Origin of the sequence: Streptomyces fuscigenes (assembly GCF_021556455.1) — a bacterium.
Lineage (GTDB): Bacteria > Actinomycetota > Actinomycetes > Streptomycetales > Streptomycetaceae > Streptomyces > Streptomyces fuscigenes.
Genome location: NZ_JAKGCV010000347.1, coordinates 1 through 5,985 on the forward strand (window position 1 = coordinate 1; position 5,985 = coordinate 5,985).

At 72.4% G+C, this 5,985-nt stretch carries 3 protein-coding genes; all 3 read left to right on the plus strand.

Features of this window, described 5'->3' with window-relative positions; genetic code table 11:
• Nucleotides 1-318 precede the first annotated feature (318 nt).
• Nucleotides 319-4,023, plus strand: coding sequence for a ThuA domain-containing protein (locus tag L1885_RS21935; RefSeq protein ID WP_235798884.1), 3,705 nt, complete (start codon nucleotides 319-321; stop codon nucleotides 4,021-4,023).
• Nucleotides 4,024-4,548: 525 nt separating this feature from the next.
• Nucleotides 4,549-5,682: an inositol-3-phosphate synthase gene (locus L1885_RS21940; protein ID WP_235798885.1), complete on the plus strand. Its 1,134-nt coding sequence runs from the start codon at nucleotides 4,549-4,551 to the stop codon at nucleotides 5,680-5,682.
• Nucleotides 5,679-5,985 (plus strand): UbiA family prenyltransferase (locus tag L1885_RS21945; RefSeq protein WP_235798886.1); only part of this gene is annotated, 307 nt, incomplete at its 3' end. The genes L1885_RS21940 and L1885_RS21945, both read left to right, overlap by 4 nt.

The following is a 5,985-nucleotide window of genomic DNA, read 5'->3' on the forward strand; positions in this document are numbered from 1 at the left end:
CGCGGCCCGGCCCGGTCGCGGGGCGGCCCGCCGCCGGCCGGGACCGGCGCGCCCGGTGGCGAGGGTGCCACCGGGCGGGCCGGCGTGCCCGCCCCCAGCTTTGTCCTGATCCGGGGTAAAGACGGCACGCATCCCTGCGCAAGGTCTTTCGGTCCCGGACGAACCCCGCTACCGTCCACAGTGGTTGCACAGAACAGCGGGCCGCAGAGGCCCGGGCAGGGCCCGGTGTGACGGCGCACACCACGCCCGCCCTTTCCCGATCCGGTGCCGGACGAGCACCGGAAGCGCGTACGAACAGCCCACTTCCGGAGGACTTTCGTGCACAGAAAACGCCCCAGAGCCAGATCGCTCCTCGCCGCGCTGACAGGCGTCCTGCTCGCCGGCGCGAGCCTCGGCGCCGTACCCGCCGCGACCGCGGCTCCCGCGCCCGCCCCCGCCGTCCGAGCGGCGGCCGACGACCCCGTCTTCCAGCAGGTCACGCTCGCCAAGGGCGCGGCCGAGGTCGGGGAGCCCATGTCGCTGGCCGTCCTGCCGGACCGGGAGGTGCTGCACACCTCGCGCGACGGCGTGCTGCGGATCACCGACGCGGCCGGCACCACCAAGGTCGCCGGCACCCTCGACGTGTACAACCACGACGAGGAGGGCCTCCAAGGCGTCGGCGTCGACCCGGACTTCGCGCACAACCGGGCGATCTACCTCTACTACGCGCCGAAGCTCGACACCCCCGCCACCGACGCGCCGGAGACCGGAACCGCCTCCGACTTCGCCCCCTTCGACGGGTACAACCGCCTGTCCCGCTTCACGCTGAACGCGGACGGCACCCTCGACAAGTCGAGCGAGAAGAAGGTCCTCGACGTCGCCACCTCGCGCGGCATCTGCTGCCACGTCGGCGGGGACATCGCCTTCGACGGAGACGGCAACCTCTACCTCTCGACGGGCGACGACTCCAACCCGTTCGCCTCCGACGGCTACACGCCGATCGACGAACGCTCCGACCGCAACTCGGCGTTCGACGCCCGCCGCAGCGCGGGCAACACCAACGACCTGCGCGGCAAGGTCCTGCGCATCAAGGTCGCCGACGACGGCTCGTACACGGTTCCCGACGGCAACCTCTTCGCGCCCGGCACCGCCAAGACGCGGCCCGAGATCTACGCGATGGGCTTCCGCAACCCGTTCCGCCTGTCGGTCGACAAGAAGACCGGCACCGTCTACGTGGGCGACTACGGCCCCGACGCCGGTGCCGCGTCCCCGACCCGCGGACCGGGCGGGCAGGTCGAGTTCGCGCGGATCACCAAGGCGGGCAACTTCGGCTGGCCCTTCTGCACCGGTGACAACGACCCGTTCGTCGACTACGACTTCGCGACCGGCACCTCCGGGGCGGCCTTCGACTGCGACGCGCCGAAGAACGACTCGCCGCACAACACCGGCCTGGTCGACCTGCCGCCCGCGCAGCCCGCGTGGATCCCCTACGACGGCGCCAGCGTCCCCGAGTTCGGCGACGGCTCCGAGTCGCCGATGGGCGGGCCCGTCTACCGCTACGACCCCGACTCCACCTCCCCGGTGAAGTTCCCCGAGGAGTACGACGGCGACTTCTTCGCCGGCGAGTTCGGGCGGCAGTGGATCAAGCGCATCGAGCAGGACGGCGACGGGAACGTCCAGAAGATCAACGACTTCCCGTGGAGCGGCACGCAGGTCATGGACATGGAGTTCGGTCCCGACGGGGCCCTCTACGTCCTCGACTACGGGCTCTCCTGGTTCGGCGGCGACGACAACTCGGCGGTCTACCGCATCGAGAACGTCACCGGCGGCCGGGCGCCCGTCGCCAAGGCGGCCGCGAACAAGACGTCCGGCGCGGCGCCGCTGCGGGTCGCGTTCTCCTCGGCCGGCACCTCCGACCCGGACGGCGACGCCGTCTCCTACGCGTGGGACTTCGGCGACGGCGCCTCCTCGACCGAGGCGAACCCGACGCACCCGTACAAGAAGAACGGCACCTACACGGCCACCCTGACCGCGAGCGACCCCGAAGGGCACACCGCGACCGCCTCCGTGCAGGTCGTCGTCGGCAACACCGCCCCGAAGGTGGAACTGACCGTACCCGCGGACGGCGCCCTGTTCGCCTTCGGCGACACCCTGCCGTTCAAGGTCACCGTCACCGACCCGGAGGACGGCCCCGTCGACTGCTCCAAGGTGACGGTCCACTACGTCCTCGGTCACGACAACCACGGCCACCCGCTCACCTCGGCCACCGGCTGCGAGGGCACCATCACCGCGCCGGCCGACGCCGACCACGATCCCAACGCCGACATCTTCGGCGTGCTCGACGCCGAGTACACCGACGGCGGTGGCGGCGGCCAGGCCCCGCTGACGACGCACGACGAGGTCAAGCTGCAGCCGCGCCACCGGCAGGCCGAGCACTACAGCGACTCCTTCGGCATCACCCCGCAGTCCAAGACCAGCGCCAACGGCGGCAAGACCGTCGGCGACATCAACGACGGCGACTGGATCTCCTTCTCGCCGTACAACCTGACCGGCGCCAAGACCCTCACCGCGCGGGTGTCCTCGGCGGGGGCCGGCGGCTTCCTCGAGGTGCGCACCGGCTCCGCGGACGGCAAGATCCTCGGCTCCGCGCCGATTCCCGTCACCGGCAGCTGGGACACCTTCCAGGACATCGACGTGCCGCTGCGCGGCGTGCCCAAGAAGAGCACCGACCTGTTCCTGGTGTTCAAGGGCGGCGAGGGCGCGCTCTACGACGTCGACGACTTCATCATCAGCGACCAGGCCCCGGGGAAGACCGAGAAGCGCGTCCTCGTCTTCTCCAAGACCGCCGCCTTCCGCCACGACGCGATCCCCGAGGGCATCGCGGCGCTCAAGGAGCTCGGCGCCCAGGACAACATCACCGTCGACACCACGGAGACGGCGGCCCAGTTCACCACCAACAACCTCGCCCGCTACGACGCGGTCGTCTTCCTGTCCACCACCGGCGACGTGCTCGACCCCGCGCAGCAGAAGGCGTTCGAGTACTACATCTCCACCGGCGGCGGATACATGGGCGTCCACGCGGCGGCCGACACCGAGTACGACTGGTCCTTCTACGGCGGCCTCGTCGGCGCCTACTTCCAGGGCCACCCCACGCCGCAGCCGGTGACCGTACGGGTCGAGGACCAGAAGCACCCCGCGACGGCGCACCTGCCGAAGGCGTGGAGCTGGAACGACGAGCTGTACAACTACCGCACCAACCCGCGCGGCAAGGTCCACGTGCTGGCCACCCTGGACGAGACCACCTACCAGGGCGGCACCATGCGCGGCGACCACCCGATCAGCTGGTGCCAGGACTACCAGGGCGGCCGGTCGTTCTACACCGGCCTCGGCCACACCAAGCAGTCCTACGCGGACGCGAACTTCCGCGGCATGCTGCTCGGCGGCCTCAAGTACACCACCGGGCAGGTCAAGGCCGACTGCAAGCCCCAGACCGGGTATCGGGACCTGTTCAACGGCGAGACGCTGGAGGGCTGGAAGCACGCGGGCCCGGGCGCCTTCAACATCGGCGGCGGCGAGCTGCACTCCGAGGGCGGACTCGGCCTCCTGTGGTACCAGGCCAAGCAGTTCTCGAACTACTCGCTGAAGCTGGACTGGAAGCTCGACGGCGACGACAACTCCGGTGTCTTCGTGGGCTTCCCCGAATCGGACGACCCCTGGTCGGCCGTCGACAACGGCTACGAGGTGCAGATCGACGCGACCGACGCGCCGGACCGCACCACCGGCTCGATCTACACCTTCAAGGCGGCGGACATCAAGGCGCGCGACCGCGTGCTGCGCCCGCCGGGCCAGTGGAACAGCTACGAGATCAAGGTGCAGGGCGAACGCCTCCAGGTCTTCCTCAACGGTGTGAAGATCAACGACTTCACCAACAAGGACCCCGTGCGGAGCCTGAAGGACGGATACATCGGGATCCAGAACCACGGCCCCGACGACCAGGCCGCGTTCCGGAACATCCAGATCAAGGAGCTGCCCGTCCAGGACTGACGTCCTGACCGGCGGTTCCACGAGCCGGCGGCGGGCGGGGAGGCGCCGTACCCCCCGCCCGCCGCCTCGGACAGGCCCCGCGCCCCCACGGGCGGCACGGCCGGTGTGAGGCACCGGGCAGTACGGAACGGAAGGCAGGGTCCGGGCGGGACGGCACGCCCGGACACCGCTCGGCGGCCCTCCCGAGACGCACCGGTCGCGCTACGCCGGGCGGGCCCGCCACGCGCCCACCGCGGGCGGCCGGGAGAGACCGCGGCACCGCACACGGGAGACCGCACCGGAGCACACCGGACCGCACCGGAGCCCGCCCGAACGCGGGGCGCGGGGACACGGCGGCACCGCAGCACAGCGCACGGGAACAGGGCGCCACCACAGCACAGCGCACGGGAACAGGACGCGCGGCAGCATCGCGCACCGAACACGGCACACAGGAACGCAGGAACACAGGAACACGGCACACGGGAACACAGGAACACGACACACGGGAACACAGCACACCGGCACATCGGCGGCAGGAGGCAGTCCGTGACGACGACCAGCAGCGAATCGACCACACCGCGTACCGGAGTCTGGTTCGTCGGAGCGCGCGGCTCCGTCGCGACCACCGCGATCGCCGGGTGCGCGGCCGTGACCGCGGGCCTGCACCCGCCGACCGGCATGGTCACGGAGACGGCGCCCTTCGCCCCGGCCGGGCTGCCCGCACTGGCCTCGCTCGTCTTCGGCGGGCACGACACCGCGAGCTGCCCGCTGCCCAAGCGCGCCGAGGCGCTGACGGCGGCCGGCGTGCTGCCGCACGGGCTCGCCGGCGCGATCACGGCCGAGCTGGCCGCCGCGGACGCCGAGATCCGGCCGGGTGGTCCCGGCCCCGGCGACACGCGCGGCGACGAGGAGATCATCGACGGCTTCGCCGCCGACATCGCGTCCTTCGCCCGCCGGACGGGCGTCGCGCGGACCGTCGTCGTCAACGTGTCGTCGACCGAGCCGCTGCCCCGCCCCGACGACCCCCGGCTCCCGCCGAGCTCCCTGTACGCGGCGGCAGCCCTGCGCGCCGGCTGCGGCTACGTCAACTTCACCCCGTCCACCGGCCTGCGCGCACCCGCGCTCGCGGACGCCGTCGCGGCGAGCGGCCTTCCCCACGCCGGCCGCGACGGCAAGACCGGTCAGACCCTGCTGCGTTCGGTGCTGGCGCCCATGTTCGTGCAGCGCGCGCTGACCGTACGGGCCTGGTCCGGCACCAACCTGCTCGGCGGCGGCGACGGCGCGGCCCTCGCGGACCCCGCGGCGGCGGCCGCCAAGAACGCGGGCAAGGAGCGGGTCCTCGCCGACGCGCTCGGTGCCGCACCCGAGGGCGAGGTGCACATCGACGACGTGCCCGCGCTCGGCGACTGGAAGACCGCCTGGGACCACATCGCCTTCGACGGCTTCCTCGGCTCGCGGATGATCCTGCAGACCACCTGGCAGGGCTGCGACTCCGCGCTCGCGGCGCCCCTCGTGCTCGACCTCGCCCGGCTCGTCGCCCGCGCGCACGAGGCCGGCATCACGGGCCCGCTCCCGCAGCTCGGCTTCTACTTCAAGGACCCGGACGGCCGGTCCGCCGCGCTGGCCGAGCAGTTCGCGGAGCTGCTTGCCTTCGCCGAGCGCCTCGGGACGCAGGCGTGAGGCTGCTGCGGCGCGCCCGCGACTGGGCCGAACTGCTGCGGGTCTCGGCGCTGTTCACCGTTCCGGGCGACGCGCTCGCCGGTGTCGCGGCGACGGGCGTGCGCCCGGGACGCGGCACGGCGCTCGCGGTCGGCTCCTCGCTGTGCCTGTACGAGGCGGGCATGGCCCTCAACGACTGGGCGGACCGGGAGGAGGACGCGGCCGAGCGTCCGGGCCGCCCGATCCCCTCGGGCCGGATCGGGCCCGGGGCCGCCCTCGCGGCGGCGGGCGTGCTGACGGCGGCCGGGCTCGCCCTGGCCGCTG